The following is a 26,197-nucleotide window of genomic DNA, read 5'->3' as shown; positions in this document are numbered from 1 at the left end:
CCCCTCATCCGGCGTCGGCGAAGATCAGACCGGCCAGCGGCCTCAGCGCCGCGCCGTCCGTCTCGGTCCAGTTGACCGCTGCGATTTGGCGGGCGCCAGCGGGCGGCGCCCAGTCCACGGCCTTGAAGCCCAGGTTGAACACGCACAGCAGCCGCTCGCCGCCCTCGGCCCGTTCGAACCGGCGGAAGACCACCAGGTCGCCCGCGCTCTCGATCTCCAGACCGCCGGTCCGCAGCGCGGGATGACCCTGACGCAGGGCGATGATGCGGCGCGCGGCGTGCAGGATCGAGTTCGGGTCCGCCTCCTGCGCGTCCACCGCCAGCGCCTGGTGTCGCGGATCGACCGGCAGCCACGGCTCCACGGTCGAGAAGCCCGCATTGGGTGCGGCGGCGATCCAGGGCATGGGCGTGCGGGCGCCGTCGCGGCCCAGGGTCTGGGGCCAGTTGGCGATGGCTTCGGGATCGACCAGCCGCTCGAACGGCACCTCGGCCTGGGGCAGGCCCAGCTCCTCGCCCTGATAGACGAAGACATTGCCGCGCAAGCTCATCAGCAGCAGCAGGGCCATTTCCGAGAACGCCTTTTCGTCGCGCCCCCTGGCCCAACGCGACACCGCGCGCGGCGCATCGTGGTTCGAGAAGGTCCAGGACGGCCAGCCCTCGCCCTGCTGGTCCGGCCACATCCGGTCGCCCTGGCCGATCAGCTCGCCCCTCAGCGTGTCGGCGTAGAGGTAGAGGAAGCCATAGGCCGAATGCAGCCGGTCGCTCCCGGCGGTGAATTCCTTCATCTCGCGGTCGGCGTGGTCGCCGCCGACCTCGGCCACCGTGAACCGGGCGTCATAGCTGTCGGTCAGGGCTCGGATGCGGTTCAGGAAACCGATGATGTCGGGATGGGACTGGTTGTAGATCTTGTCCTGGAAGTCGAACGGCCGCGTCCGCTTCTTGCCGTCGTCGATCGGCGGATTGTCGCGCAAGGACGGATCGTGAATGGCGAAGTTGATCGCATCCAGACGGAAGCCGTCCACGCCCCGGTCCAGCCAGAACCGCGCCGCCGCGATCAGGGCGTCCTGCACCGCCGGGTTCCTGACGTTCAGCTGGGGCTGAGAGGCCAGGAAGTTGTGCATGTAATACTGGCCGCGCCGCGCGTCCCAGGTCCAGGCCGGGCCGCCGAACACCGACTGCCAGTTCGAGGGGGGCGAACCGTCGGGCTTGGCGTCGGCCCAGACGTACCAGTCGGCGTGGTCGCCGTCGCGGCTGGCGCGGCTGTCGGTGAACCAGGGGTGTTCGTCCGAGGTATGCGAAAAGACCTGGTCGATAACGACCTTCAGCCCCAGGGCATGGGCGCGCGCGATCAGGGCGTCGAAATCGGCCAGAGTTCCGAAGATCGGATCGACGTCGCAATAGTCCGACACGTCATAGCCGAAGTCCTTCATCGGCGACTTGAAGAAGGGCGACAGCCATACCCCGTCCACGCCCAGGCTGGCGACATGATCCAGATGGTCGGCGATCCCTTTCAGGTCGCCCACGCCGTCGTCGTTCGCATCGGCGAAGCTGCGCGGATAGATCTGATACAGGACCGCGCCCCGCCACCAGTCGCGCGCTGCGGCCGGGATCGATGCGGCGTCCGCCGGGGAAAGGTCGAGGGGTTGGGCGGTCACGGAACGCTCTTGCAAACGAGGTAGTCGAGAGGGGAAACGCGAACGGCGACGCTGGCGGGCGCCGACGAACGGGCGGCGCAGTCGCCGCGCAGAGCCTGCCACCGAAGCGAGCCGGGCTCCACCTCGACCTGGGCGCTGACGGGCGCGGTCGAGGTGTTGAACAGGACCAGCACCTCGCCGCCGTCGTCGGTCAGGCGTGACAGGGCGAACAGACCCGGCTTGTCGCCATAGGCGCGCACGACCTGACGACCACGACGCAACGCCGGTTCGGCGGCGCGCAGGCGCGCCATTTCCGCGATGGCTTTGTAAAGCGGCGCCTCGGTCGAATAGGCCGGCTGGCGACCTCCGACCGGCGTCTCGTTCGCATAGACCGGCGTGCGGCTGGGCCACATGTCCTGGCGCGAGTTTCCGTATCCGCCCGCGCCGGCCAAACCCTGCTCGTCGCCGTAATAGAGGGTGGGCACGCCCCGGCTGAACATCATCAGCGCATGGGCCAGCTTGATCCGGGCCAGCAGTTCGGCGTCGTCGGCCTCTGGGTTGGCCTGCTTCACGAAGAAGCCGATTCGGCCCATGTCGTGATTGCCCAGGAATGTCGGCAGGATGGCAGCCGTCTCCGCGCCGTCCGCATAGATCGCGTCGGCGTCGAACAGCCGGGCCAGGGCGTCGGTCCCGACCTTGCCCGCCGCGACGTCGGTCGCCTGCTTCTGGAACGGAAAGTCCAGCACGGCCGGATAGCCATCGACCCGCGTGAACCGCGCCGTCACGGCTGGATCGGGATCATAGACCTCGCCGAAGATGTGGAAGTTGGGGATGCCCTTGGCCGCGGCGCGGGCCTTCATGGCGGGGATGAAGGCCCGCCAGAAGGCGGGATTCACATGGCGGGCCGTGTCGATGCGATAGCCGTCGATGCCGTATCGGTCGATCCAGCCGCCGAAGATGTCGATCATGCCCTGGACGACCACCGGGTCCTCGGTCAGCAGGTCGTCCAGACCGGCGAAGTCGCCATCCAGGCTGCTTTCGCCCGAAAAGGTGCTTTCGCCCCGGTTGTGATAGCGGATGGGATCGTTCAGCCAGGCCGGAACCTTGGCGTTCTCCTCACCCGCCGGGATGTAAGGCGTGTAGGCATAGTCGGGCCGGGTCAGGCGCGTGAAGTCGCGGCCGTCGAAGCCGTCGTTGATCGGCGCCCCGTCCACCCCGCCCTTGCGCGTATAGGGATAGTCGGCGCGGCTGCGATAGGCGCAGTCGTTCTGCGGGCATTCGCGATAGCGGATGACGTCGGCGGTGTGGTTGGCGACGATGTCCAGATAGGCCTTCATGCCGCGCGCATGGGCCGCATCGACCAAGGCGCGCATCGTCGCCTCGTCGCCGAAATGGGGGTCGACGGTGGTGAAGTCGGTGATCCAGTATCCGTGATGCGCCGCGCCGGTATAGTCGCCATGCGTCTGGACCGGTTTGTTCTTGAAGATAGGCGCCAGCCAGACAGCCGTCGCCCCCAGGCCCTGGATATAGTCCAGCCGCTGGATCACCCCCGCCAGATCGCCGCCGTGATAGAAGTCAGTGTCCGTCGGGTCGAAGCCGCTGACCAGCCGCTGGGGCGCATAACCGCCGCGGTCGTTGGCGGGATCGCCGTTGGCGAACCGGTCGGGCAACAGGAAATAGATCACCTCGTCCTGAGGCGGGCGCTGGCGCAGCGCCTCCAGAACGGCGGGCGCCGGGGCGGTCTGGGCCAGCGTCGAGCCGGCGACGGCCGACATCAGGACAGTCGCGGCCGCAAACGCGCGCCATCTGTTCGGTGTCCTGGCTTTGTTCGTCATTCGTCGCTCCCAAACGTCTGGTCGATGCAAAGCCTTCCAGATCAGTTTGCAAGATTTTGCAGCAATGGCGCCGCCTGTCAACGCGGGTCGTTTTTTGCTGCAATGCAAAGTCTGAACGGGCTATCACGGCGTGATCAGGTGTCGCAGTTGCAAAAATCCCGCTTGTCTGAGGGCGGGAAAGGGGCGGCAACATTAACTGCTTGCAAGGTTCGCGAGGATTTGCATATTTTTGCGACGGCTTAGGATCGCGACGTTCAGAAATGCGATCAGCCCCAGGAGGATGATCATGTTCCAACGTCTCAACCGACGCGCGCGTCTGCTGTCCGGCGTCGCCTTCGGCGCAGCCGCCGTCATGGCGGTCGGCTCGGCCCACGCCCAGACCGCCGCGAGGACGACGGCTCAGGCTGGCGACCAGCCGACCGAAGTCGGCGAAATCGTCGTCACCGGCATCCGCCGCTCGATCGAAGCCTCGATCTCGGCCAAGGCCAACAACACCTCGATCGTCGAGGTCATTTCCTCCGAGGACATCGGCAAGCTGCCGGACGTGTCCATCGCCGAATCCCTGGCGCGCCTGCCGGGCGTGACGATGCAGCGCCTCGACGGCCGCAGCCAGGCGATCTCGATCCGGGGGCTGGGCCCGGACTTCACCACCGCCCTGTTGAACGGTCGCGAACTGGTCACGACCGGCGACAACCGCGGCGTCGAATTCGATCAGTTCCCCGCCGAACTGCTGTCCAGCGTCGTCGTCTACAAAACCCCGGATTCGGCCCTGATCGGCCAGGGCCTGGGCGGAACCGTCGACCTGCGCACCGTGCGCCCGCTGGCCTATGGCCGTCAGGCCATCGCCCTGAACTACCGCCACGAGTGGAATGACATCGGCGCCCTGAACTCGGGCACCACCGACAAGGGCGACCGCTACACCGTCTCCTACGTCGATCAATTCCTGGACGGGACCCTGGGCGTGGCCCTGGGTTACGCCCACATGAACTCGCCCTATCAGTCCGAGCGGTTCAACGCCTGGGGCTATCCGAACTATTCTGACGGCAATCTGCTGACCGGCGGGGTCAAGCCCTACGTCATGTCGTCGGAGCTGGAGCGCGACGGCTATATGGGCGTGCTGGAATGGCGCCCGAACGACCGCATCCACTCCACGTTTGACGCCTTCTATTCCAAGTTCAAGAACACCCAGGTCCTGCGCGGCATCGAATTCCCGCTGGCCTGGGGCGGTCTAGCTGAAAACCCGAAACGCAGCGACACCGTCCTGGGCGGTTGCCAGATCGCCAACAATGTCGCGACGCCCAACGTCTGCCGTCCGGCGCCGTCGCTGCGTCCCGGCTACACCGTTGAGAACGGCCTGATCGTGGCGGGGACCTGGGACAACATCAAGGGCGTGGTCCGCAACGACCTGAACAAGCGCGACAGCAACATCACGGCCCTGGGCTGGAACACCGAGTTCACGATCAGCGACGACTGGTCGGCGAACCTGGACCTCAGCTATTCCAAGGTCGAGCGCAACGACATCATCCTGGAAACCAACGCCGGCACGGGCCGCAACATCAACGGCGCCCTGGACACCCTGGGCTTCCAGCTGACCGGCGACGGCGTGACGCAGTTCACCAGCCGCCTGAACTATGCCGACCCCGCGCTGATCAAGATCACCAGCCCGCAAGGCTGGGGCGGCGACGTGATTCCTGAAGGTCAGGCCGGCTATATGAACACCCCGTCCATCAAGGACGAGCTGAAGGCCGCCCGCTTCTCGGTCACACGCGAACTGCACCAGAGTCCGTTCAAGTCCATCGACTTCGGCATCAACTACACCGAACGCCAGAAGACCTTCGTCAATGATCAGTACTACCTCGGCGTGCCCGGCGGCGGCGATCTGACCGTGCCGACGGCCTTCCTTCTGGACCCGACCGATCTGGGCTATCTCGGCATCTCGCAGGTGCTGAGCTACGATGCTCTGGGCCTGGTCAACAGCGGCGCGCTGAACCGCATCCGCAACCCGAACGCCGACGTCGCCGCCGGCAACTGGGAAGTGACGGAAAAGGTCTCCACCGCCTATGTCCGCGCCAACATCGACCACAACCTGTTCGGCATGCCCCTGACGGGCAACGTCGGTATGCAGTTCGTCTATACGGACCAGAACTCCACCGGGTTCTCGGCCCGTCAGGCTGGGCTTGGCGTATCGGAAACGATCGCCGTTTCGGGCGGCAAGGACTATCTGGAAATCCTGCCCAGCTCGAATTTCATCCTGCAGGTCGCGGACGACGCCTTCGTGCGCTTTGCGGCGGCCCGCACCCTGGCCCGCGCCCGCATGGACGACATGCGCGCCTCGCGGAACTATTCGTTCGACAACGGTAAGAACAATGGCAATGCGTCGGCCGACCAGAACTCGCCGTGGAGCGCCTCTGGAGGCAATCCGACGCTGACCCCCTATATCGCTGACGTGGCGGATATTTCGTTCGAGAAGTATTTCGCCAATCGCAAGGGCTATATCTCGCTGGCGGCCTTCTACAAGCATCTGGAAAGCTACGTTTACAACCACGACCAGATCTTCGACTTCACCGGCTATCCCACCGGCGGCGTGACGCCCGTCATCAACTTCGGCAAGTCGTCGGCGCCGGACAACGGCGAAGGCGGCTGGATCAAGGGTTTGGAGCTGTCGATCTCGGCGCCCTTCGACATCTTCCATCCGGCGCTCGAAGGTTTCGGCGCCCAGTTCAGCGCCTCCACGACCGACAGCGAGGTCCAGCCCGATCCGACCCAGGCGCCCACGGCCCTGCCGGGTCTGTCGGAGAACGTGATCAACGGCTCGCTGTATTATGAGCGTTACGGCTTCCAGTCGCGCATTTCGGCCCGCTATCGTTCGGACTACCTGGGCGAGGTTTCTGGGTTCGGCAACGGTCGCACCCTGCGTTCGGTGGCGGCGGAGACCGTCGTCGACGCCCAGATCGGTTACGAGTTCCAGTCCGGTGCGCTGGAGGGGCTGTCCGTTCTGGCCCAGGTCAACAACCTGACCGACGAACCGTTCAAGACCTTCCAGAACGGCGATGAGCGCCAGACCATCGACTACCAGCACTATGGCCGCACCTTTGCGGTCGGTCTGAACTACAAGTTCTGATCCCCCTTCTCTCCGAGCAACTGGGCCGCCGCGTTCGCGAGGCGGCCCTTTTCTTTGTCCGCCGTCCGACCGGTCAGAGGGCAAGTTTCGTTACAGCGTCCGCTTTTCCACTGGACGCCCGCCGTCCGATGTCGGAACCAGCAGGCGAGGAGAACCGCGCGAACCAGCGCGGCCGTCTTGTTTCACTGGGGGATTCTATCCAATGACCGTTCCGGACGCCGGAAAACGCCAGGGCGCGGGCCTGGCCTTCGCCTATGTCACCACCCTGTTCTTCGCCTGGGGCTTCGCCACATCGCTGATCGACCCGTTGATCGCGGCGGTGAAACGGGTGTTCGACCTGAACAACGCCGAAGCCTTCCTGACGACCTTCGCCTGGTTCATCGCCTATGGGCTGATGTCGCTGCCGGCCGCGTCCGTGTTGAGCAAGCTGGGCTACAGCCGATCGATCATCGGCGCCCTGATCGTCATGGTCGCCGGCTGCCTGATCGTGCCGGCCGCGACCGCCGCCGACTGGTATCCAGGCGTGCTGATCGCCCTGTTCGTCATCGCCTCGGGCGTCACCCTGTTGCAGGTCGCCGCCAATCCTCTGGTCGCCGAACTGGGCAGCCGGAAGGGCGCGTCCAGCCGTCTGAACCTGTCGCAGGCCTTCAACTCGCTGGGCACCACGGTCGGGCCGTGGTTGGGATCGCACGTCCTCCTGACCGGCGGCGTCTTCGCCGCCGGCGCCGTCGTGACCGCCGCCACCCGCATCCAGTCGCTGCGCAGCATCGACATGGCCTTCCTGGGCATGGGCTCCTTCTTCGCCCTGGTCGCCATCTTCATCTTCACGGCGCGCAAGAAGATCAACGCCGCCGCGCCTGCGACCACGGACGCGGTGTCGCCGCTGAAGGCCCTGTCGTCGCCGTGGGCGATCTTCGGCGCCCTGGCCATCTTCCTCTACGTCGGGTCCGAGGTCTCGATCGGCGGGATGCTGACCAACTTCCTGGAAAGCCCGGAAATCCTGAACGCCCCCATCGAGACGGCGGGCAAGATGGTCGCCCTGTACTGGGGCGGCGCCATGGTCGGGCGCTTCATCGGCTCGGCCGTGCTGACCAGGGTGCGTCCTGGCGTCGTGCTGGTCTTCTGCACGGTCGCGGCCGCCATCCTGTGCCTGACCGTCAGCCAGCTGGGCGGACCGACGGCGGCCTACGCCGTCCTGTCCATCGGCCTGTTCAACTCCATCATGTTCCCGACCATCTTCACCCTGACGCTGGAGCGTTCAACCGCGCCGACCTCGGCGACGTCGGGGCTGCTGGTGTTTGGCATCATCGGCGGCGCCCTGCTGCCGCAGGTGGCGGCGCACATCGCCGACGCGGCGGGCAATCTGCAGCCGGCCTTCATCGTGCCGATGCTGGGCTATGTGGGGCTGACGATTTTCGCCATCGCCTGTATCCGCACCAAGGCGCGCGCCGAGGTGACGACGACCGTCTCGCACTAGGGGCCGGCCGCCGGACAAGACAAAGGGCGCGGGGGGAAACCCCCGCGCCCTTCTTCGTTTCCGCGATAGGGTCAGCCGTCGATCAGGGCCTGGAGGATGGGGGCCAGCCGGTCGCGCATCTTCTCGCACTGGGCCTGTTCGATGTTGAATCTGCCGCCGCCCAGTTCGCGGCTGACGGACATGCCCATGATGAACCCGGCCAACAGCCGCGCGCGCACCGTCGCATCGGGTCCGCTCAACCAGTCCTCAAGCGGGCCGAAGAAGCGTTGCGAACAGGTCGTCTGAACCATCTCCGCCGCCTTGGCCGACCCGATGGAGCGCAGCATGATCGACATGCCCTTCAGCTTCTCGGCCTTGTTGGGCTCGAACACGATCTCATTGGCCACGCGTGCGCCGAACTCGGACTTCTCGCCGGACATCAGGGTGCTGCCGTCGGTGCAGCTGTCCAGCGCGGCCAGGAACAGATCGTCCTTGGAGCCGAAGTATCGACTGATCAGCGCCGCGTCCACGCCCACGTCGCGGGCGATGTCGCGCATCCCGACGTCGTCATAGCTCTCGGCCGCGAACCTTTCGCGCGCTGCATCGAGAATGGCCGTGCGCGTCGCGGCGGCGTTTCTCGGGCGTGGGCCGGGACATAACAAGGGTGTGACACTCCACAGAACAATAACCGTAGCTCCCATATGGCTTTGTCAACGCGTGTTGACAAGCGCCGCGGCCCTGACCATTAAGTCACCACGCGTTGACACGGCCGACTCCCCATCGGCCGATGTCCGCTCGACTGGGATTTAGCTCCGACAGGGAGATTGCGCATATGCGCGTGCTGAAGATTGCGGCGGTATCCGTCATGGTGACGGGTGCGCTTTATGGTTGTTCCCCAAAGGCGGAGGCTCCGGCGCAAGGCGCGCCCCCGGTGACGGTGGCTGTGCCGCTGAAGCAGCAGGTGCGCGACTGGGACGAGTTCACGGGCCGGTTCGAGGCGGTCGAGACGGTGGATGTGCGCGCCCGCGTCGGCGGCTATATCCAGGCGGTGCACTTCCGCGATGGCCAGATGGTCCAGCGCGGCCAGTTGCTGTTCACGCTGGATCCGCGGCCGGCCCAGGCCGCCCTGGCCCAGGCCCAGGCCCAGGTCGCCCAGATGCAGTCGCAACTGACCCTGGCCCGCGCCAACCTGGCCCGGAGCGAGACGCTGCTGGCGTCCCAGGCGGTGTCCAAGGCCGAGTATGACGCCAACAAGGCCGCCGTCGACGCGGCCCAGGCCAATCTGACGGCCGCCAACGCCGCGGTCCGCAATGCGCGCCTGAACCTGGACTACACCCGCGTCACGGCGCCGACGTCGGGCCGCGTGTCCGACCGTCGCGTCGATCCGGGCAATGTCATCGCCGGCGGTTCGTCGGCCGGCGACATCCTGACCACCATCATCTCGGGCGGGCCGATCCACTTCGTCTTCGACGGGTCGGAAGCGGTCCTGCTGAAGTACCTGCGTGAGGGCGGCGCCAATCAGGGCGCGACCGTCAACGTCCGCCTGCAGGACGAGAGCACCTACAAGCATTCCGGCCGCATGGACTTCTCGGACAACGCCGTGGACACCGCCTCGGGCGTGATCCGCCTGCGCGCCATCCTGCCCAACGCCGACGGCTTCCTGCGCCCCGGCATGTTCGGCAGCGCCCAGGTCGCCGGCGCCGGCGCCTATGACGCCCTGCTGGTGCCGGATTCGGCCATCGGCACGGATCAGGCCCGCCGCACTGTCGCCGTCGTCAACGCCGACGGCACCGTGACGAACAAGGCGGTCCAGCTGGGCCCCATCGTCCAGGGTCTGCGCGTCGTCCGTTCGGGCCTGGCCCCGACCGACCGCGTCATCATCGCGGGTCTGCAACGCGCCGCCCAGCCGGGATCCAAGGTCACGCCCAAGAACGGCAAGATCGAACCCGTCGCCGCCGACGCCGCGCAGGCGCCCGTCACCCAGGCGGCCCCGGCGTCCAGCGCCTCCTTCGCCAACAGCCTGCCGGCCGGCTAAGCCATGAACATCTCCCGCTTCTTCATTGATCGGCCGATCTTCGCGGCCGTGATCGCGGTGGTGATTTCGATCATCGGCGTCGCCGCCTATCCATTGCTGCCTCTGTCGCAGTATCCCGAGATCGCCCCTCCGACGATCACCATCAACGCCGCCTATCCCGGCGCCTCGGCCGAGACCCTGGCCGAGACCGTCGCGGCTCCCATCGAACAGGAGGTGAACGGCGTCGAAAAGATGCTCTACGTCACCTCTTCGTCCACCTCGGACGGGGCGGTCGCGATCACCGTGACCTTCCAGCCCGGCACCGATCTCGATGCCGCCCAGGTGCTGGTCCAGAACCGTGTCGCCCTGGCCGAGCCGCGCTTGCCCGAGGCGGTGCGTCAGACCGGCGTGGTCGTCAACAAGGCCGAAAGCGGCTTCCTGATGATCCTGGGCCTGACGTCGCCGGACGGCACGCTGGATAACGACTATGTCGGCAACTACGCCAACTCCACGCTGCGGGACCGCCTGCTGCGGATCGAGGGCGTGGGCGCGGTCCAGGTGTTCGGCGGCGGCAACTATTCGATGCGCGTCTGGATCGACCCGGCAAAGGCGGCCGAGCGCGGTCTGACGGGCCCCGAGATCGTTTCCGCCCTGCGCGCCCAGAACGTCCAGGCCGCGGCCGGCTCAATCGGCCAGCCGCCCTTCGCGAACAGCGCCGCCTCGTTCCAGCTGCCGGTTCAGGTTCAGGGCCGTCTCAGCAACCCCGAAGAATTCTCCAAGGTCATCCTGAAGACGGACGCCCAGGGGCGCGTCACCTATCTGCGCGACGTGGCGCGGATCGAACTGGGCGCCCAGGATTACGGCATCCGCGGCTTCTTCGACGGCCAGCGCGGCGTCGGCATCGCCATCGTGCAGCAGCCGGGCGCCAACGCCCTGGGCACCGCCGATCGCGTCCTGGCCGAGGTCGAGGCCGTCAAGGCCGATCTGCCGGCCGGCATGAACCTCTCCGTGCCCTACAACCCGACCGAATTCGTCGCCGCCTCGGTGGAGTCGGTTCAGCACACTCTGGTCGAAGCCGTCATCCTGGTCGTCCTCGTCATCATGGTCTTCCTTCAGACCTGGCGCGCGGCCATCATCCCGATCATCGCCATTCCGGTCGCCTTGGTCGGCACCTTTGCGGTGCAGTTGGCGCTGGGCTATTCGATCAACTCCCTGTCCCTGTTCGCCCTGGTTCTGGCGGTCGGCATCGTGGTCGATGACGCCATCGTCGTGGTCGAAAATGTGGAGCGGGCCATCAGCGAAGGCCTGACGCCAAAAGAGGCCGCCTATCGCTCGATGCAGGAAGTCTCCGGCGCCCTGATCGCCATCGGCCTGGTGCTGATCTCGGTGTTCGTGCCGACCATGTTCGTGCCCGGCATCCCCGGCATCTTCTACCGCCAGTTCGCGGTCGTGATCGCCTCGGCCTCGGTCATCTCGCTGTTCGTATCGCTGACGCTGTCGCCGGCCATGGCCGCCCTGCTGCTGAAGCCGCACGAGAAGGATCACGAAAACATCCGCAAGCCGGGCGTCCTGGGCGCGGTCGTCTATTACGGCGGCTGGGCCGGGCGAAAGTTCAACGAGGGCTTTGACTGGCTGTCGGATCGCTACGGTCGCCTGACCGCGCGTCTGGTGCGCACGGTCGGCCTGGTGCTGATCGTCTATGCCGGCCTGCTGGGCCTGACCGCCTGGCGTCTGGTGGACACGCCTTCGGGCTTCATCCCCGAACAGGATCAGGGCTTCCTGATCGGCGTCATCCAACTGCCGGCCGGCGCGTCTCTGGATCGCACCCAGGCGGTGATGGAACGCGCCACCAAGATCATCCGGGGCACCGAAGGCGTGAACGGCACCGTGGCCTTCGCCGGCCTGGACGGCTCCAGCTTCTCGTTCGGCTCCAACGCCGCCACCATCTTCGTGCGTCTGGATCCGTTCGAGCACCGCACCAAGCAGGAGGCCGCGACCGCCCTGGCCGGGGCCATCACCCAGGCCACGGGTCAGATCGAGGACGCGCAGATCTTCGTCATCGCCCCCCCGGCGGTTCAGGGTCTGGGCACCGGCAACGGCTTCTCGATGATGATCCAGGATCGTGAAGGCGCCGGCTATCGTCCGCTGGAAGGCGCGACGTTCGCCATGATGGGCGCCGCCGCCCAGGCGCCGACCGAGGTGAGCCAGGTCTTCTCGACCTACAACACCGCCTCGCCGCGCATCACCGCCGACGTCGATCGCGACAAGGCGCTGATGATGGGGGTCCAGCCCGGCGCCGTGTTCGACACGCTGGGGGTCTATCTGGGCTCGTCCTACGTCAACGACTTCAACATGCTGGGCCGCACCTTCCGGGTGACGGCGCAGGCGGAGCCGCAAGCGCGCGACGACATCGCCGACATCGCCAATCTGAAGACCAAGTCCGCGTCGGGAGCCATGGTGCCGATCGGTTCGGTGGCCAATCTGAAGAACGACTCGGGACCATCGCGTATCGTCCGCTACAACCTGTTCCCGGCGGCCGAGCTTCAGGGCAATGCGGCGGCGGGCGTGTCGTCCGGCCAGGCGCTGCAGGTCATGGAGCGCATGGCCGCCCAGACCCTGCCGCAGGGTTTCTCCTACGAATGGACAGGCCTGGCCTATCAGCAGAAGGCGGCCGGTTCGGGCGCGACGGTCATCTTCCTGATGGCGGTGGTGTTCGTCTTCCTGGTGCTGGCGGCGCAGTATGAGGCGTTCACGCTTCCGCTCGCGGTCATCCTGATCGTGCCCATGTGTCTGCTCGCCGCGATCATCGGGGTGAACCTGCGCGGCCTGGACAACAACATCCTGGTCCAGATCGGGCTGGTGGTGCTGATCGCCCTTGCGGCCAAGAACGCCATCCTGATCGTGGAGTTCGCCAAACAGGCCGAGGAAGAGCAGGGCATGAACCGGTTCGAGGCTGCGGTCGCCGCCGCCAAGACCCGTCTGCGCCCGATCCTGATGACCTCCTTCGCCTTCATCCTCGGCGTCGTGCCGCTGATGCTGGCCTCGGGTCCGGGCGCGGAGATGCGTCAGTCCTTGGGCACCTCCGTCTTCTCGGGGATGCTGGGCGTGACCTTCTTTGGTCTGATCTTCACCCCGGTCTTTTATGTGGTCAGCCGCTGGCTGTCCTCGAAGCTGCCGCAAGGCAAAAAGCCCGCGCCGACTTCGACTCCTGATCGGGTCGAGCGTTACGACGAAACCAGCGACCTGACCGATCCGAACGCGCCTGCGCCCGTGACCGGCCGGGGAGGGGACATCTGATGACCCGCAAACACACCCTCAGCCTTCTGACCGCCGCAGCCTCCAGCGCTCTGCTGGCCGCCTGCGCGGTCGGGCCAAAGGCGCCGGCGGCGGACCTGCCGACGGCCGGAACCGGCGCCTTCGTCGGGTCAGCCAACCCCACCGTCTCGACCGCTCAGGCGCGCGACGACTGGTGGCGGCTGTACGATGACCCTGCGCTGGACGCCCTGATCCAGCAGGCGTTCGCCGAGAACAACCAGTTGGAGGCCGCCTTCGCCAATCTGCGCGCCGTCCGGGCGTCCCTGTCGGAGGCGCGCATCGGCCGCTTCCCGACCACGACCACCAGCGCCCAGGCCCAGCGCAGCCGCGCCTCGGCCGCCACCGTTCCCGGCCTGCCGGCGGGCGAAAAGGCGCCCGAGGTCGACACCTATGACGTCGGCGTTCAGGCGGCCTATGAGGTCGATCTGTTCGGGCGGGTGGAATCGACCATCCGCGCCGCCCGCGCCGACACACGCGCCGCCGAGGCCGCCCTGGCCACGGTGCAGGTGACGGTCGCGGCCGAGACCGCCCGCGCCTATGCGGATGCGTGCTCGGCCAACGCCCAGATCGCGGTGGCCGAACGGACGCTGGAACTGCAACGCAACACCGCCAGCCTGACCCAGACCCTGCTTGACGGCGGGGCGGGCACGGGGCTGAACGTGGCCAGCGCCCGCGCGGCCGTGGCCCAGACGGCGGCGACCCTGCCGACGCTGCGCGCCGCCCGCAACGAGGCGCTGTTCCGTCTGTCGACCCTGATCGGCCGCACCCCGGCCGAGGCCAGCCAGGCGGCGGCGTCCTGCGTGCGGCCGCCCCAATTGTCCCAGCCGATCCCGGTCGGCGACGGCGCGGCGCTTCTGGCGCGGCGGCCTGACGTGCGCCAGGCCGAGGCGGAACTGGCCGGTGCGGCGGCTCGCGTGAACGTGGCGACCGCCAACCTGTTTCCCCGCATCAGCCTGGGCGGCTCCTACGGCTCGACCGCGCTGAAGTCCGGCGATCTGGGCGACGACCAGAATTTCCGCTTCAGCTTCGGTCCGCTGATCAGCTGGTCCTTCCCCAACGTCTTCGCCGCCCGCGCCCAGATCAAGGCGGCCGGCGCCCGGTCGGACGCGGCCCTGGCCACCTTCGACCAGACGGTGCTGACGGCCCTGCAGGAGACGGAGACGGCGCTCAGCAACTACGCCAACGAGCTGGATCGCCGTGCGGCCCTGACCGAGGCGCGCGACCAGGCGGCCCGCGCCGCCGACCTGTCGCGCCTGCGCTTCAACGCCGGGGCCGACAGTTTCCTGCTGGTGCTGGACGCCGAGCGCACCCAGGCTGCGGCCGACGCGGCCCTGGCCCAGTCCGACGCCCTGGTCACGACCTATCAGATCGCCCTGTTCCGCGCCCTGGCCGGCGGCTGGCAGGCCGACAGCTGAACGGCGCGGAACGCTGTTCGCGCGCGTTCAACCCAGAGACTGGAAAGGCCGGGCGCGCAATCGCCCGGCCTTTTTCATGCCGTTCTCCACAGGACGTCTCAAAGTCGGTGTTCACTGTCTGTTCTTTTGGTGATTAGATCGCCTTGGATCGGTGGCGCGATGGAGAACGACATGAACGACAGAATCCTGGCGCAGATGATGGCCGAACTGGACGCGGAGCTGGCGCGTGCGGAACCCCGCCTGCCCGCCCAGCCTGAACAGACCCGTCAGGCCGAGGTCATGCGCGCGCTAACCCTGGGACTCGGCAATTTTGAACGGATGCGGGCGCATGACGTGCATCTGATGGCGGCGAGACTGTCGTCGGGGAGGCCGTGAGCGCGGCGGCCATGAAGTCCACGAAGACGCGCACCCGCGGCGTCAGACAGTGGTTCGACGGCCAGACGACGCGGAACACGCCGCTGCTTCTCATGAAGGGGGTTAGGACGGGGATCAGGGTCCCGGCCTCGATCTGATGCTGCACGGCGAACAGGGGCACGCAGGTCAGTCCCTGGCCGCATTCGGCCAGATAGATCAGCGGCTCCAGCGTGCTGGCGATCACGGTCGGCGGCAGGCCGCCGCCGACAAACCGGTCCTCGCGATAGAGCGGCCACCGCTCAAGCTTTCCCGTGGACGGATAGCGGTGCTGGAGACACAGGTGGCGGGCCAGGTCTTCGGGCGTTTCAGGAACCCCCAGGCGCTGCAGATAGTCGGGAGATCCGACGATGACATGGTCGAATGCGCCGAGCTTTCGGGTGACCAGGCGCGAATCCACGACCTCGCCGGTACGGACCACGGCGTCGAAGCCTTCCTCGATCACATCCACGACGCGATCTGTGAAGTCGAGATCCAGCCGGATATCGGGATAGGCTTTCATGAAGTTCGACAGGATCGGCATCAGCAACATGCCCGCCAGCGGCAGGCTGAGCCGCAGTCGCCCGCGTGGCGCTTCTCTGGAGGCCGAGAGTTCGTGGGTCGCGGCGTTGACCTCGGCGAAGATGCGTCGGCACCGCTCCAGCAACAGACCGCCTTCTCCCGTCAGGGCGATGGCGCGCGTGCTGCGGTGAAACAGACGGGCGTCGATCTGGGTTTCCAGCCGCGCAATGGTCTTGCCCACGGCGGACGCCGATACGCCCAACTTCTTGGCCGCGCCGACGAAGCTGCCTGCCTCGGCGACATGGACGAAAACATTGAGGGCGCTGAGGCTGTCCATCGGCTTTTCAATTGCGGAACTGAATGTCCGGACTGAGGAGAACGATAGCGCGTTTTTCCGTGATGGTCGCGACCTTAGTTAGCGGTCGCGGTCAGCACCGACCGCTTCAACTGGGTTCCCACGATGTCGTCTCCCGTCTTCACCGCAGGTTTCTCCGCCGCGCCGCCCACCGTCTTCATCGTCAATGTGATCCATGCCCACGCCGGGCGTCAGGATGAGGCGTTCGCGATCATTCAGGACGTGGTTCGCTATGTCTCGGAGCGCAAGCCGGGGTTCCTGTGGAGCAGTCTGGCCAAGAGCACCGACGGTCAGACCGTCGTGAACATCGAGGCCATCTCCGATGAAGGCGATGTGGGCGAGTTCTTCTCCGATCCCGTTTTTGTCGAGAAGTTCGAACGTCTGGGCGCCGTTTCGACCAGCGAGTTTCACACCTATCGCGTCGGCGACCTGATCCTGCCCGCCATCCCGACCGGCGGCGCGGCATGACCGCCGCCGTCTGCAAGCCGTTACCGGGGCGGTTGCCGCTGGCGGGGCTGTCGGCCCTGGCCCTGGCCGGCTTCCTGACCGTGCTCACCGAGGCGCTGCCGGCGGGTCTGCTGCCGCAGATGAGCGCGGGGCTTGGGGTGTCGCAGCCCATGGTGGGCCAACTGATCACCGCCTATGCGCTGGGGTCCTTGCTGACGGCGATCCCCCTGACGTCGGCGACGCGGTCGTGGCGCCGACGCCCCCTGCTGATCGCGGCCATCGCGGGCTTCCTGATCGTCAATGCGGTGACGGCCCTGTCGCCCTTCTATTCGGTGACCCTGGCCGCGCGGTTTGCGGCGGGCATATTCGCGGGCGTCGTCTGGTCGCTGCTGGCGGGCTATGCGGGGCGGATGTCGCCCGCGCACCTGGGTGGTCGCGCGATGGCCATCGTGATGATCGGCATTCCCCTCTCCCTGACCATCGGCATTCCGGCAGGCACGTTCCTGGGCGGGCTGATCGGCTGGCGCGCGGTCTTTCTGGTGATGAGCGCCATCAGCATCGTGCTGATCGGGTGGATCGTCTGGCGCGTGCCGGACTTCGAGGGCGAGACGGCGGGTGCGCGGCGATCGCTGGCCAAGGTCATCGCCCTGCCGGGATTGAAGGCGGTGCTGGCGGGCACGCTGGGCTTCGTGCTGGCGCAGAACATTCTCTACACCTACATCGCCCCCTTCCTTGAGCGGTCAGGCCTGGCCGATCGGGTGGATGTCGTGCTGCTGGTGTTCGGTCTGTCAGCCCTTGTCGGCATCTGGATCACGGGCCTGCTGATCGACCAGCGCCTGAAGCAACTGGCTCTGGCCAGCACGATCCTGTTCGCCGCCGCCGCTCTGCTCATGGGCTTGTGGGGCGGATCGCCGGTCGTGGTGATTGCCGCCGTGGTGGTCTGGGGCGTCGGTTTCGGCGGCGCGCCGACCTTCTTGCAGACCGCCTCAGCCCGTGTCGCGGGCGACGCCGCCGATGTCGCCCAATCCATGATCGTGACCATCTGGAACCTGGCCATCGCGATCGGCGGGCTTATCGGCGGCGTGCTGCTGCAATATCAGGGCGCCGCCAGCCTGCCGTGGAGCCTGCTGGCGCTGCTCATCCCGACCGGCGTGGTCATCGCCATGAGCCGACACGGATTTCGTCAGGGGCGCGGCGCAGCCTAGCGCGCGGCCGTATCGATCCGCGCCACGACCGACATGCCCGGCGCCAGACGCTGCACTGCCTCCTGCCCCGGCTCGATGCGGATGCGGACGGGGATGCGCTGGGCGACCTTGGTGAAGTTGCCGGTGGCGTTGTCGGGGCGGATGACGCTGAACTCGCTGCCGGCGGCCGGGGCGATCCGCTCGACACTACCGCGCAGGGCCTGACCGCCCAGCGCATCCACCTTAAGCTCGACCGGCTGGCCGACGCGGATGTTCTTCATCTGCGTCTCCTTCATGTTGGCGGTCACCCAGATCGTGTCGGGCACCAGACCCATCAGCTGGGTTCCGGCGGTGACATACTGGCCCTGACGCACGCCGACCTCGCCTAGACGACCGGCGCGCGGGGCGACGATGCGGGTGTTGGCCAGGTCGATCTGGGCCAGGCGCACGGCGGCGCGGGCGTTCTCGACCTGGGCGGCCAGACTGCCGCGGCCGACCACGGCGGACTCCACGCTGGTCTCGGCGATGCCGCGCTGGGCGCGGGCCTGGGCGACCTGGGCCTGGGCGCTGCGAAGGGCGGCCTCCGCGACATCGACATTGGACTGGGACACCCAGCCGCCTGCCTTCAGGGTGCGGGCGCGGTTGGCGTCGGCCTGGGCCTTGGCCAGGTTCGCCTCGGCGCCGGCGATGGAGGCGGCGTATTGAGCAACGGAGCCGCGGGCCGAGGCCTGCGACTGGGTCGAGTTGGCCAGGACGGCCTCGGCGGCGTGCAGGGTCGCCGTCGCCTGTTCGACACGCTGGCTGTAGGTGCGGTCATCGACCTGGGCCAGCAACTGGCCCGCCTCGACGGTCTGGAAATCCTTGACCGGCACCTGGACCACATAGCCGCTGACCTGGGGGCTGATCAGGGTGACCTGACCGCGCACATAGGCGTTGTCGGTGCGCTGGATATGGCCGGTGAAGGGCGGCAGCTGCCAGGCGAACAGCACGACCAGAACGCCCAGCACGGCGACGCAGACGGCGACCACGGTCCACAACACGCGCTTCTTGGGTTGGGGCGGAGGCGGCGCGGCTGGTGCTGCGGCTGGCGCGGCGGCGGGAGCAGAGGCAGGGACGGCGGCGGGGGGGGCGGTGTCGGTCATGGGTCAGTCTCAATCGACGGCGGCGGCGACGGCGGAGGGTTCAGGGGCCTGGCTGGCGGTCTGGCGGGCGATGCGCTGGGCCTGCCAGCGGGGGCGGAGGTGGGTGAGGGTGACCCAGGCGCAGCCGATCGCCGCCATCACGGCGATGATCAGGAAGACGTCATTATAGGCCAGCACATTGGCCTGCTGGGTCACCTGACGGCTGAGCAGCGCGACGCCCTCGGCATTCTTCAGGGCCGGGTCGGTGATGGTGGAGCCATAGGCGCCCGACAACTGGCGCAGACGCAGGGCCACCTGCGGGTCCATGGCGGTGATGTCCGCGGCCAGCTGGTTGGAATGGAATTTTTCGCGGATGATCTGCAGCGAGCCGGTAAGGGCGCTGCCCGCCAGGCCGCCGACATTCTGAAACACGCTGAACATGACGATGAAGCTGATCAGGTTCTCCTTGCCCTGGGTCATGATCTTGACCACGCCGATCATCAGGGCCGGGCCGATGAACATGGCCGAGGCGAAGGCGAGCAGGGCCTGACTGACATAGAGCTGGGCCGGGCGGGTCAGCAGGGTCGAGTGGCTGTCCATGAAGGCGCCGATGGCGATCAGACCAAGCGCGATGGCGATGGGCTTGTTCAGCTTGGCCATGTTCAGGGTGAAGGCGCTGACGGCGGTGCCCGCGATCATGGCGGCCAGGATGACGCCGAACAGGCCCATCAACTGATCCGGCCCCAGACCCACGACTGTCAGGAAGCCCACGGCGCCGGACGTCTGTTCCGACAGGACGATGCGGATCAGCAGGATCGCCCCGAACAGCCGCAGCAGATCCGGCCCACTCAGCCAGCGCGTGTTGATCAGGGGATTGGTGCGGTTATGTTCTATCGTAATGGCGGCCGTCAGCAGAATGATCGATCCGATCAGGGCCCAGCCGATCCATGCCGCCTCGGTCCACCAGACGATGCGGCCCAGGCCCAGAACAGCGCAAAGCAACGCCACCCCCGGTGCGAACAGGGCGAAGGTGACAAAGTCCAGGCGCTCGAAGACGCGCGTCTTTTCGGACGGCGGCAATTTGATCAACTGCACGGCGGCCCAGGCGATCAGACACATTCCCAGCTCGTACAGATAGAAGGCGTGCCAGTCGTCGATCTGCAACAGACTGGGCATGATCAGCCGGGCCGTGGGGACGGTGAAGCTGGTCAGGCCGATGCCTATGATCAAACCCTTCAGACGGTGCGCCGCCGGGAAGGCCTGGATCAGATACAGGAAGCCAAGCGTGTTCAAGGCGGCGCCCGCCATGCCCGCCACGCAGCGGACCAGAAGCGTCGATTGATAATTATCGACAAACAGGTGGGCGGCGCAGACCAGGACGAAGACGCCGAGGAAAATCTGGCTGAACAGCCTAAGTCCGTACTGCATGCGGAACTTGACCAGGATCAGGTTCATGCAGGCGTTGGTCATGACAAAGACGACCGGCAGCCATGCGGCCTCGGTGGTGGTGATGCCCAGGGAGCCCTGAAGGCTCTGCACATTGGCGGTGATGGCGGCGTTGCCCATGCCGCCGACCGTCGCGATCATCACGCCGATGAGGCCGTAGATGAGGCGGCTGTGCCAGGAATGGTCGGGCGTGGCCGGGGAGCCGGGCACCATCGGCCGCTCGTGCGGCTTCAGGGTCTCGACATATTGCTCCCAGGGCAGGTGCCAGTTGTTCCGGGCCATCAGCGCGCCTTCAGTCCGTCCAGCACGATCAGGCGGGTGCGCGCCGATACAGCGCGCCGTTCGACCTCGTCAGCGCCCTGAAAGCCCGAACCCAGCAAAGTGGCGATCAGACGCACGTCCATCGGCCCCAGATCCTTACGCACCAATCCCGCCGCCTGGGCGCGCGCCAGAGGCCCGGCGCCCGCTTCCGTCAAGCGTTGCCGCAATGGCGTAAGCGCGTCTGGCGAAAGGACGTTCCGCAGAACATCGGACCAACCGGCGTTGTGCATCACCATATCGGCCAGTTCTTCGACAAACCAGAGAAAGACCTCGGGTCCATCGCCCCGCGCGCGGGTGCGGGCGTCCAGGTCGTCGATCCCGTTGATCAGCACGGCCAAGGCCAGATCAGTCCGGTCGGTGAAATGGCGGTACAGGGTGCCGCGCCCGACGCCCGCCCGTTCCGCGATCAGGTCCAGCGGAACGTCCAGCCCCTGTTCCGACATCAGTTCGCGCGCCGCCTTCAACAAGGCGGCGTGGTTGTTGGCGGCGTCTTTTCGGATAGGGCGCGACATCGTGAGCGCTTAAGTGGACATTCGTGTCCGTTTTTCAAGCGGCCATTTTGTGACCATCTTCAATTGCAGTTTCGTGGGCTGAATCCGTCATTTGCGGGCGCCGGAAACACGCGTGTAATTCACACCAGAAGCTTCTCCAGCACCACGAACGTCAGGTCCGAACGCGGCGGGTCGATGGGAAAAGGCCGTTCCTCGCCGGTGCGGACATAGCCCCGCCGTTCATACCAGGCGACCAGTTCCGTCCGACGATGGATGACGGTCATCTCCATGCGGCGCGCGCCGAATCGGCTGACGGCCTCGGCCTCGGCGGCGGCCAGAAGCCGACGGCCCAGACCCGCCGCCTGCAGCGGCGGGGAGACGGTCAGCAGGCCCAGATAGGCCCGATCATCACCCGTGCGGGCCACCTGGACGCACCCGACCAGATCGTCGTCGTAATGCGCCATCAGGATGACCCGCGCGGGATCGGCGATCAGGGCCGACAGTTCTTCGGGGTTGGTGCGTTCGTCCGACAGCATGTCGGCCTCATGCGTCCAGCCCGTCTTGGCGCTGTCGCCGCGATAGGCGCTTTCGATCAGCGCGCGCAGTGCGGGCACGTCCTGCAGCGCTGCGGCGCTGAAGACCGGCTCGCTCAACGACGGGGCCTGCGGGGCGCCGCCTTACGCTGGGTTTGAGCTGGCGCGACGCCCAGCTCGGCCAGCAGATGATCCATGCCATAGACGTCGCGCAGGGCCACCGTCACCGCCTGGGTGGTCACGATCACGCTGCGATTGACCGCGCGATCATAGCCATAGGCGTTGCGCTGGGTCAGGACGGTGGAATCGAAGTTGGCGCCGATGATCTCGCCCTTCGCATTGACGGCGGGCGAGCCGGACGAGCCGCCGATGGTGTCGCTGGACACGGCCATGTCCATGACAGCATTGGGGTCGATCCGGTCCCTGGCGGCCATCAGCCTGGGCGCGACCTTGAACGGCTCGGCGCCCGTCGCGCGGTCCCACAGGCCGGCGAAGGTGGTGAAGGCGGAAAACCGCTGGCCGGGCGCGTCGGAGCCTTCGACCTTGCCATAGGTCAGGCGCAGGGTGCCGGTGGCGTCGGGATAGACCGCGTCGCCATAGGCGGCGAAACGGGCGGTCGCCAACTGTTCGGAGGCGCGGTCGGTGGGGGCCTTGACCTTATTTTCCCAATCCGTGCGGACGGCGCGGGCGTCGGCGTCGATCGACAGCACATATTGGATCATCGGATCGTCGGAAGCCTGAACCGCCGCCAGACCGCCGGTCCACAGGGCGCGCCGGACCGCCGGATCGGCCAGTTTCGTGCCGGCGACGACGCGGGCCGACAGCTGCTCGGGGCTTTCGCGACCCAGCAGGGTGCGGACGTGCGGGCTGTCGACCGTCAGCCATTCGCGGGTCTTGGACAGCCACCATTCCAGACGGATCTGCTCCAGATCGGGATAGGTGGGTTTTTCGGCGAACAGGCCGGATTCGACGCCCGGCAGGCGGCTGTCGGCGAACTCGGCCAGACGCTGGTCGGACGGCTTGGCCCGTTCCTGCGCGCCGCGCACGATGGCTCTGGCCCACTGGAACAGCTGCGATCCGCCCGCGACCGAGGTCGTGCCCATGGCCGTGCCGCCTTCCAGCAGGGCGGTCGGGGCGTACAGTTCGCGGGCCAGCGGCTGGATGGTCTTCAGCGCCTCCCACGGATTCGAACCGCTGGCGTTGGCGGCGGCGTAGCGCTGCATGAAGTCGGCCTCGGCCGCCGCCTTGGTCTGCATGAAACCGGCGTCGGTCAGGGCGCGCATCCGGCCCAGGCCGCGTTTATAGGTGTTCTCCACCCCCACGATGGGGTCCATGGCGATGAAGGCCTGATCCTCGCCTTCCTCGGCATAGCGGATCAGACGCCCGCGCAGTTCGGAGGCGATCAGCTGGTCCAGCGGCAGGACCACGTCGCGGATGGTGGCCAGCTGGTCCATCGTCAGCAGGCGCTGCGTCGCGCCGGGATTGCCGGTGATGAAGACGGCCTCGCCCTCCGTCGGCTTGTCGGCGTTCCAGACGAAATGGATCGGCGTCTCGACCGGCTTGTCATCTTCATACAGGCGGATGAAGGCGGCATCGATGGCGAAGCGCGGGAAGGAGAAGTTGTCCAGATCGCCGCCGAAGGTCGCGGCGCGATCCTCCGGCGCCCAGGCCAGGCGCACATCGGTGTATTTGCGGAACCTGTAGAGTTTGAACTGGCCGCCCCGATACAGGCTGACGACCTGGCAGCGGATCTTGGGATCGTTCCCGCAGGCTTCGGTCTCGATCCGCCCGGCCTCGGCCTCGCGCGCCTGGGTGAAGGCCTGGCCGTCCAGCCCTTCGCCCGCCTTGTGCATCCGCTCGGTCACGTCGGAGATGTCGGTCAGGATTTCGGCCGTCGCGCCGGGGCATTTGCGCTCTTCCTCGCGCGTCTTCGGCGTAAAGCCGGTCTCGCCATACTGCTGCTGGGGCGTGGACAGGTTGGCGACGCAGGTGGCGACGCAGTGGTTGTTGGTCATCACCAGCCCCTGGCCCGACACCACCCCCGCCGAACAGCCGCCGAACTTCACCGACGACAGCCGCACCCGATCCAGAAACGCCTGGTCGATATGGGTCCCCAGCGTCTGATTGGCGCGGGCGATGGGGAAGTTGTCATAGGTCCACATGCCTTCTTCCGCGCTGGCCGATGAGGCGGCGGCGAAGGCGAGGACGGCGGCGGAGGCGAGGAGAAGAGGGCGCATGAGGTGATCCAAACTCTCCCTCCCCGTTCGGGAGGGTGGCTGGCGCGCAGCGCCAGACGGGTGGGGGCGGCAGGGCGACAAGGGCTCGGTCCTGTAAAGGATCGCCGAGCCCTCCCCACCGGGTCGCTTCACGACCACCCTCCCCGGAGCGGGGAGGGAGAGGCGTTTATGCGCCGATCAGCGACGCACGCCCAGTTCGCGCAGCAGGCGCGGCTGGTTATAGACGTTGCGCAGGGCCTCGGTGATGGCGGCGGTCGAGACCGTCACCGTGCGGTTCAGCTCGGGGTCGTAGCCGAAGCTGCCGCCCAGCGAGTGGATGTTGCCGTCGAAGGCCGCGCCGATGACTTCACCCTTGGCGTTGATCACGGGCGAACCCGAGTTGCCGCCGATGATGTCGTTGGTCGAGACGAAGTCATAGACGGTCGACTTGTTGACCTTGCTCTCGGCCGCCAGCCAGTCGGTCGCGGCGTTGAACGGTTCGGCGCCGGTGTTGCGCTGGTACAGGCCGCCGATCTCGGTGAAGGGCGTCACCGTCACGCCGCGATAGGTCCAGCCCTTCACCTGGCCATAGGACAGGCGCAGCGAGAAGGTCGCGTCGGGGTACAGGTTGGTCCCGTAAACCGCGAACCGGGCCTGGGCGATCTTTTCGCCCGCACGGCTGGTCGGGCCGGACACGGCCGATTCCCACTGGGTGCGGACGGCCTGGGCCGCGTCGTCATTGGCCAGGACGAACCTGATCAGCGGATCGCCCGAGGCGGCCAGTTGTTCCGGCGTCATGGCCAGGGCCTGGGCGCGGAAGGCGGGATCGGCCAGGCGCGTGCCGTCGATCAGACGGGCGGCGACCTGTTCGGGGCTTTCCGTCCCCAGCAGCGCCTTCACATTGGCGTTGTCGACGGTCAGATATTCGCGCGTCTTGGACAGCCAGAAGTCCAGGAAGATTTTCTCCAGATCGGTCGAGATCGGCGTCTCGGTCGCCAGACGGCGGCCCAGGGCGGTGATGTCGGCGTCCGAATAACCGGCGCGGCGTTCGGCGACCGGCTTGGCCCGTTCCTTGGCGGCGCGGACGATGGCCTTGGCGTAGCTGTAGAGCTGCGACCGCTGGCCCGCCGCCGATTCCAGCTGGCGATAGGGCAGGTAGAGGTCGCGCTGGGCGGTGGAGACGCGCTCCAGATCGGCCCACGGATCGCCGATGCGCTGGGCCAGGGCCGGGTCGGCGGCGACGCGCTGACGCAGTTCCTGCTCTTCGCGGCGCTTGGTGGCCATGAAGGCCGGGTCGGTCAGGGCGCCCTGCTGGCCGTAATAGACCTTGAAGCTGTTCTCCAGGCCGAACAGCGGATCGACGGTGACGCGCTTGGGCTCCTCGCCGGTGGTGGCGTATTCGACCAGACGACCGCGCAGTTCCGACGACTGGATCAGGGTCAGCGGCATCTGCTGATCACGCAGAACCTCCAGCTGGGACATGGTCAACAGGCGCGAGGTCGAGCCGGGATTGCCGGCGACGAAGGTGACGTCGCCGTCCTTGGGCGCGTTCGGGTTCCAGGTCAGGTGGTTGGGCGTCGCGACCGGCTTGCCGTCCTCATAGATGCGCAGGAAACCGGCATCCAGGGCGTAGCGCGGGAAGTTGAAATTGTCCGGGTCGCCGCCGAAGAAGGCCGCCTGGAACTCGGGCGCGAAGACCAGGCGCACGTCGTCATACTTGCGGAACTTGTACAGCTTGTACTGGCCGCCGCGATAGAAGCTGATGACCTGGCAGGTCAGCTTCTGATCATCGCCGCAGGTTTCCTTCTGGATCTTGTCGATCTCGGCGGCGCGGGCCTGGACGAAGGCGGCGCCCTCAAGCCCAGCGCCGGCGCCCACGACACGGTCGGTGACGTCCGTGATGTCCGTCAAGATTTCGGCCGTCTGGCCGGGGCATTTCTTCTCTTCCTCGCGCGATCCGGGCATCCAGCCGTTCTTGACGTAGTCGTTCTGGGCCGTGGACAGGTCCTGCACGCACGAGACGACGCAGTGGTGGTTGGTCAGGATCAGGCCTTCGCCCGAGACCAGCGAGGCCGAGCAGCCCTGCAGGCGGACGGCGGCGTTGCGAACCCGGTCCAGCCAGGCCTGATCGATGTTGGTGCCATATTTCTGGTTCACCGTGGCGATGGGGAAGTTGTCGAAGGTCCACATCCCCTCGTCGGCCTTGGCGGGCGAGGCGGGCGCCGACAGGACGGCGGTGGCGGCGCCGAGCGCGGCCAGCGAGGCGGTGAGACGAAGCGAAGGCAAGGACATGAAAGATTATCTCCCGGAGCGCGGGACAAGGGTCCCGTCTGTTATGTTGTAACTAGCGCCGACCTGCGTGCGGCGCCAAGAGCCGATGGC

The 26,197-nt window shown here is 67.0% G+C and carries 17 protein-coding genes; 7 read left to right on the top strand and 10 right to left on the bottom strand.

Going from position 1 to position 26,197, the window contains the following annotated elements:
- Window positions 1-4: 4 nt before the first annotated feature.
- Window positions 5-1,609, bottom strand: coding sequence for an alpha-amylase family glycosyl hydrolase (locus P0Y50_00930; GenBank protein WEK41503.1), 1,605 nt, complete (start codon window positions 1,607-1,609; stop codon window positions 5-7).
- A gap of 41 nt (window positions 1,610-1,650) precedes the next feature.
- On the bottom strand, window positions 1,651-3,408 hold the full coding sequence (locus P0Y50_00925) for an alpha-amylase family glycosyl hydrolase (protein WEK40196.1): 1,758 nt from the start codon (window positions 3,406-3,408) through the stop codon (window positions 1,651-1,653).
- A 346-nt stretch (window positions 3,409-3,754) separates the two neighbouring features.
- Here P0Y50_00925 and P0Y50_00920 point away from each other — a divergent pair, with 346 nt between their 5' ends.
- Both P0Y50_00920 and P0Y50_00915 read left to right on the top strand, forming a co-directional pair.
- On the top strand, window positions 3,755-6,589 hold the full coding sequence (locus P0Y50_00920) for a TonB-dependent receptor (protein WEK40195.1): 2,835 nt from the start codon (window positions 3,755-3,757) through the stop codon (window positions 6,587-6,589).
- 202 nt (window positions 6,590-6,791) lie between these two features.
- Window positions 6,792-8,066 (top strand): sugar MFS transporter, encoded by a 1,275-nt coding sequence (locus P0Y50_00915; GenBank protein WEK40194.1) that lies wholly within the window; start codon window positions 6,792-6,794, stop codon window positions 8,064-8,066.
- Window positions 8,067-8,137: 71 nt separating this feature from the next.
- Here P0Y50_00915 and P0Y50_00910 read toward each other — a convergent pair whose 3' ends face one another.
- Window positions 8,138-8,746 (bottom strand): TetR family transcriptional regulator, encoded by a 609-nt coding sequence (locus tag P0Y50_00910; GenBank protein WEK40193.1) that lies wholly within the window; start codon window positions 8,744-8,746, stop codon window positions 8,138-8,140.
- Window positions 8,747-8,877: 131 nt separating this feature from the next.
- Between P0Y50_00910 and P0Y50_00905 the strand changes: the two genes are divergently transcribed.
- From P0Y50_00905 to P0Y50_00895, 3 genes are read left to right on the top strand one after another with little or no spacing between them, the layout of a single operon-like run.
- Entirely contained in the window at window positions 8,878-10,080 is a 1,203-nt protein-coding gene (locus P0Y50_00905) for an efflux RND transporter periplasmic adaptor subunit (protein ID WEK40192.1), read from the top strand.
- A 3-nt stretch (window positions 10,081-10,083) separates the two neighbouring features.
- Window positions 10,084-13,356, top strand: a complete 3,273-nt coding sequence (locus P0Y50_00900) for a multidrug efflux RND transporter permease subunit (protein ID WEK40191.1) — start codon at window positions 10,084-10,086, stop codon at window positions 13,354-13,356.
- Window positions 13,356-14,789: a TolC family protein gene (locus P0Y50_00895; GenBank protein WEK40190.1), complete on the top strand. Its 1,434-nt coding sequence runs from the start codon at window positions 13,356-13,358 to the stop codon at window positions 14,787-14,789. The genes P0Y50_00900 and P0Y50_00895 overlap by 1 nt, the downstream gene beginning before the upstream one ends.
- Before the next feature lie 277 nt (window positions 14,790-15,066).
- Here P0Y50_00895 and P0Y50_00890 read toward each other — a convergent pair whose 3' ends face one another.
- Window positions 15,067-16,038, bottom strand: coding sequence for a LysR family transcriptional regulator (locus P0Y50_00890; GenBank protein ID WEK40189.1), 972 nt, complete (start codon window positions 16,036-16,038; stop codon window positions 15,067-15,069).
- Window positions 16,039-16,161: 123 nt separating this feature from the next.
- On the opposite strand from P0Y50_00890, the gene P0Y50_00885 reads away from it, so the two are divergent.
- Window positions 16,162-16,524, top strand: coding sequence for an antibiotic biosynthesis monooxygenase (locus tag P0Y50_00885; GenBank protein ID WEK40188.1), 363 nt, complete (start codon window positions 16,162-16,164; stop codon window positions 16,522-16,524).
- Window positions 16,521-17,708 carry an MFS transporter gene (locus P0Y50_00880; GenBank protein ID WEK40187.1) on the top strand — a complete coding sequence of 396 codons (1,188 nt, stop codon included), beginning with the start codon at window positions 16,521-16,523 and terminating at the stop codon, window positions 17,706-17,708. Before P0Y50_00885 ends, P0Y50_00880 begins: the two co-directional genes overlap by 4 nt.
- Here P0Y50_00880 and P0Y50_00875 read toward each other — a convergent pair.
- The 6 genes from P0Y50_00875 to P0Y50_00850 form a co-directional block, all read right to left on the bottom strand.
- Complete coding sequence (locus tag P0Y50_00875; protein WEK40186.1) at window positions 17,705-18,829, bottom strand: HlyD family secretion protein; 1,125 nt, start codon at window positions 18,827-18,829, stop codon at window positions 17,705-17,707. The two genes, P0Y50_00880 and P0Y50_00875, sit on opposite strands and share 4 nt — an antisense overlap.
- Window positions 18,830-18,838: 9 nt before the next feature.
- Complete coding sequence (locus tag P0Y50_00870) at window positions 18,839-20,536, bottom strand: MFS transporter (protein WEK40185.1); 1,698 nt, start codon at window positions 20,534-20,536, stop codon at window positions 18,839-18,841.
- On the bottom strand, window positions 20,536-21,087 hold the full coding sequence (locus P0Y50_00865) for a helix-turn-helix domain containing protein (GenBank protein WEK40184.1): 552 nt from the start codon (window positions 21,085-21,087) through the stop codon (window positions 20,536-20,538). Before P0Y50_00865 ends, P0Y50_00870 begins: the two co-directional genes overlap by 1 nt.
- A gap of 119 nt (window positions 21,088-21,206) precedes the next feature.
- Window positions 21,207-21,719, bottom strand: a complete 513-nt coding sequence (locus tag P0Y50_00860) for a GNAT family N-acetyltransferase (protein ID WEK40183.1) — start codon at window positions 21,717-21,719, stop codon at window positions 21,207-21,209.
- Window positions 21,716-23,836: a S46 family peptidase gene (locus P0Y50_00855; GenBank protein WEK40182.1), complete on the bottom strand. Its 2,121-nt coding sequence runs from the start codon at window positions 23,834-23,836 to the stop codon at window positions 21,716-21,718. Before P0Y50_00855 ends, P0Y50_00860 begins: the two co-directional genes overlap by 4 nt.
- A 177-nt stretch (window positions 23,837-24,013) precedes the next feature.
- Window positions 24,014-26,107: a S46 family peptidase gene (locus P0Y50_00850; GenBank protein WEK40181.1), complete on the bottom strand. Its 2,094-nt coding sequence runs from the start codon at window positions 26,105-26,107 to the stop codon at window positions 24,014-24,016.
- Window positions 26,108-26,197: the final 90 nt, after the last annotated feature.

It is taken from the genome of Candidatus Brevundimonas colombiensis (assembly GCA_029202665.1).
In the GTDB taxonomy this organism is placed as follows: Bacteria; Pseudomonadota; Alphaproteobacteria; order Caulobacterales; family Caulobacteraceae; genus Brevundimonas; species Brevundimonas colombiensis.
The sequence above is the reverse complement of the archived record's forward strand: the minus strand, read 5'-3'. Positions and strand labels throughout refer to the sequence as shown.